Below are 4,016 nucleotides of genomic sequence, written 5' to 3'. Positions count from 1 at the left end.
ATCGACAACCGCGATGCCGGTGTGGTGTTTTTCGCCCCAGGCGAGATCAAGCCCAACGAAGTGCATGGGGTTACTGTGCCTCATCCGGGTGCTTACCCGCCGCCGTAAGCTGTGTATTCGTGACGATTCCCGATGTTCTGGCCGGCCGCTACGCCAGCGACGAGATGGTGGCGATCTGGTCGCCGGAGGCCAAAGTCGTCGCCGAGCGGCGGTTGTGGCTGGCGGTGCTGCGGGCGCAGGCGGAACTGGATGTAGATGTGCCCGCCGACGCGATCGCCGACTACGAACGGGTGCTCGACGACGTCGACCTGGCCTCGATCGCCGCCCGTGAACGGGTGCTGCGCCACGACGTCAAGGCTCGCATCGAGGAGTTCAACGCGCTGGCCCGCCACGAACACGTGCACAAGGGCATGACCAGCCGCGACCTGACCGAGAACGTCGAGCAGCTGCAGATCCGCCGATCGCTGGAATTGGTGTTCTCCCACGGCGTGGCGGTGGTGGCACGGCTGGCAGAGCGGGCGGTGACCTACCGCGACCTGGTGATGGTCGGACGCAGCCACAACGTCGCCGCGCAGGCCACCACGCTGGGCAAACGGTTCGCCTCGGCGGCGCAGGAGACCCTGCTCGCGTTGACCCGGCTGCGGGAGCTGATCGACCGCTACCCGCTGCGCGGCATCAAAGGCCCGGTGGGCACCGCGCAGGACATGCTCGACCTGCTCGGCGGCGACCCGGCGAAGCTGGCCGTACTTGAGCAGCGCATCGCCGAATTCTTAGGGTTCTCAACAGTTTTGACCAGCGTGGGACAGGTGTACCCGCGGTCCCTGGACCACGACGTGGTTTCGGCGCTGGTGCAGTTCGGCGCCGGTCCGTCGTCACTGGCGCACACGATCCGGTTGATGGCCGGCCATGATCTGGTCAGCGAGGGGTTCGCGCCCGGGCAGGTCGGTTCGTCGGCGATGCCGCACAAGATGAACACCCGCAGTTGCGAACGGATCAACGGACTGCAGGTGGTGCTGCGTGGTTACGCCTCGATGGTCGCCGAACTGGCCGGCGCACAGTGGAACGAGGGTGACGTGTTCTGCTCGGTGGTGCGCCGAGTTGCGCTGCCGGACAGCTTCTTCGCCGTCGACGGGCAAATCGAGACATTTTTGACCGTGCTGGACGAGTTCGGCGCCTACCCCGCGGTGATCCAGCGGGAACTGGACCGCTATCTGCCGTTTTTGGCCACCACCAGGGTGTTGATGGCGGCGGTGCGCGCCGGGATGGGCAGGGAGTCGGCGCACGAGGTGATCCGCGAACACGCGGTGGCGGCGGCACTCGCGATGCGGGAAGGCGCCGAACCCGACCTGCCGGGGCGGCTGGCCGCCGACCCGCGGCTGCCGTTGGATCGGGTTGCCGTGGATGCCGCGCTGACCGACCGGCGGGCGTTCATCGGCGCCGCGGGCGATCAGGTCGACGCGGTGGTCGCGGCGGTGGACGCGTTGGTCGCCCGCTACCCGGACGCGGCCAAATACACGTCGGCCGCCATCCTTTAGCACCCATGACCGCTTCGGCTGCGCTTTCCGGCATCGACTTCACCGACCTGGACAATTTCGCCAACGGATTTCCGCACGCTTTGTTCGCCATCCACCGTCGCGAGGCGCCGGTGTTCTGGCACGAGCCGACCGAGCACACCCCCGATGGCGAAGGCTTCTGGTCGGTGGCCACTTACCCCGAAACCCTTGCTGTGCTGCGGGATCCGGTGACATTTTCGTCTGTCACCGGTGGTGAGCGACCGTTCGGCGGCACCCTGTTACAGGACCTGGCAATCGCGGGCCAGGTTCTCAACATGATGGACGATCCACGACATGCGCAGATCAGACGACTGATCAGCTCCGGACTGACGCCGCGAATGATCCGTCTCGTCGAGGACGATCTGCGGGCGCGGGCGCGCCGGCTGCTGGACACGGTGGTGCGGGGCGAACCCTTCGACTTTCTCGTTGACATCGCCACCGAAGTGCCGATGCAGATGATCTGCATCCTGCTGGGAGTGCCGGAATCCGAGAGACATTGGCTATTCGAGGCCATCGAGCCGCAGTTTGACTTCGGCGGCTCGCGCAAGGCGTCTCTTTCGCAGCTGTCGGCCGAGGAGGCCGGGTCGCGGATGTACGCCTACGGCCAGGAGCTGATCGCGTCGAAGCGTGCTGAGCCGACCGACGACATGTTGTCGGTAGTCGCGAACGCGATGGCCGACACTGCGGACGCGCCGGCCCTGTCCGATCTCGAGCTATACCTGTTCTTCAGTCTGCTGTTCAGCGCCGGCGCGGAGACGACGCGCAACGCGGTCGCGGGTGGGCTGCTGGTGCTTGCCGATCACCCGGAGCAATTACAGGCGCTGCGTGGCGATCCCGGCATGCTGCCGTCGGCGGTCGAGGAAATGGTTCGGTGGACGTCGCCGTCGCCGTCCAAGCGGCGCACCGCCACGCGCGACATCACGCTCGGCGGACACTCGATCGAGGCCGGACAGAAGGTACAGATCTGGGAGGGCTCGGCCAACCGTGACGAAGCTGTGTTCGATCGCGCCGACGAATTCGATATCTTACGTAAACCTAATCCGCACTTGGGCTTTGGTCAGGGTGTGCATTATTGTCTGGGCGCCAACCTGGCCCGGCTGGAACTTCGGGTGCTCTTCGAGGAATTGCTGCGGCGCTTCGACGGAGTGCGGGTCGCGGCACCCGTCGAGTGGGCTCGCAGCAACCGGCACACCGGCATCCGGCATCTGGTCGTCGAATTGCTCGGTGCCGGGTGAGATTCTCGCCACGCGAGATCGCGCTGTCGCCGGACGTGTTCTCCTCGGTGATGGCGACCGGGATTCTGTCGGTCGCCGCGCGCAACCATCACTACTGGTGGATGAGTGGAACGCTGGGCATCCTCGCGTCGCTGGTCCTACTGATTCTGGTCGTGTTGGTGGGCATCGGCGTCTCGGCCAAACGAAAGGTCGCGCCGTGGGACCTGAGCGATCCCGACGTCACGCTGCGGTTGTTCACGTTCGTGGCGGCGTGCGCGGTGCTGGACAGCCGACTGACATCGCATCCGGTGGTGACCCGGGTACTGGGCGGGATTGCCCTGTCGGCCTGGCTTGTGCTGAGCGTGCTCACCGCGCGCAATATGGCGACGCGGCCCTGGGCGGCACTGCGGGATGATGCCCACGGCGCCTGGGAGTTGGCCAGCGTCGGCACGTCCGGTTTGGCGATTGTCACCAGCCAGGCGGCGCGGTACACCGGTCATCACTGGTGGCTGGCGGTCGCGGTGCCGACCTGGGTGGTCGCGATCGCCGTCTACGGCCTGATGACCTGGCTGATCCTGTGGCGTGCGGTCACCGAGCGCCAGGACCGGGACGGATTCGAGCCCGACACCTGGATTCTGATGGGCGCACTGGCCATCGCCACGCTGGCCGGCGACGACATCCACCAACTGGCGCCCGGCTGGCTGGCCGGCAGCGTCCGGATGGTCACTGTGGTGAGCTGGGTGGCGGCGACGGTGTGGATACCGCCACTGATTTACTTCGGCCTGCATCGGATCAACCGGCGGCCCGAAGTGCTGCAACTCACCGGGGCGTGGTGGACGCTGGTGTTTCCAATGGGCATGTATTCGGTGGCCTCGCACGCGATGGCCGGAGAACTCGGTGCGCGGTCCATGCAGACGATATCGCTGGTGTTCTTCTGGAACGCGCTGGCGGTGTGGGTGATTGTGGTCGTCGCCGGGCTGCTGCGAATCCGGCAGCGCGACCGGTCTGGCAGGGCCGCCGGCTCCATCTGATGATGGCGACCCGTCCCCCTCGCCGCTCCGCGGCTGGGGGTGCCCCCAGCGCCCGGCTTCGCCGCGCTTGCGATCGCCGCCCCGGTAATCGCGCGGCGACCCGCTGCGCCCGGCTTCGCCGCGCTTGCGATCGCCGCCCCGGTAATCGCGCGGCGACCCGCTGCGCCCGGCTTCGCCGCGCTTGCGATCGCCGCCCCGGTAATCGCGCGGCGACCCGC

At 67.1% G+C, this 4,016-nt stretch carries 3 protein-coding genes; all 3 read left to right on the top strand.

Features of this window, described 5'->3' with window-relative positions; all coding sequences use genetic code 11:
* Positions 1-119: 119 nt before the first annotated feature.
* From purB to ACRDTL_RS19195, 3 genes are read left to right on the top strand one after another with little or no spacing between them, the layout of a single operon-like run.
* The gene (purB, locus tag ACRDTL_RS19205; protein WP_431508284.1) at positions 120-1,535 is read left to right on the top strand and encodes an adenylosuccinate lyase; all 1,416 of its coding nucleotides are present in this window, start codon (positions 120-122) and stop codon (positions 1,533-1,535) included.
* A 5-nt stretch (positions 1,536-1,540) separates the two neighbouring features.
* Entirely contained in the window at positions 1,541-2,788 is a 1,248-nt protein-coding gene (locus tag ACRDTL_RS19200) for a cytochrome P450 (protein WP_431508283.1), read from the top strand.
* Positions 2,785-3,798 (top strand): tellurite resistance/C4-dicarboxylate transporter family protein, encoded by a 1,014-nt coding sequence (locus ACRDTL_RS19195; RefSeq protein WP_431508282.1) that lies wholly within the window; start codon positions 2,785-2,787, stop codon positions 3,796-3,798. Before ACRDTL_RS19200 ends, ACRDTL_RS19195 begins: the two co-directional genes overlap by 4 nt.
* The last annotated feature ends 218 nt before the right edge of the window (positions 3,799-4,016 follow it).

This window comes from Mycobacterium sp. (assembly GCF_050700595.1).
GTDB lineage: Bacteria > Actinomycetota > Actinomycetes > Mycobacteriales > Mycobacteriaceae > Mycobacterium.
Note: the sequence above shows the minus strand (reverse complement) of the source record. Positions and strands in the feature narration are given on the sequence as shown.

Bases quoted from the DNA above. Each gene is read 5' to 3' on its own strand.
- ACRDTL_RS19200 (WP_431508283.1), top strand. From the start codon at position 1,541: ATGACCGCTTCGGCTGCGCTTTCCGGCATCGACTTCACCGACCTGGAC.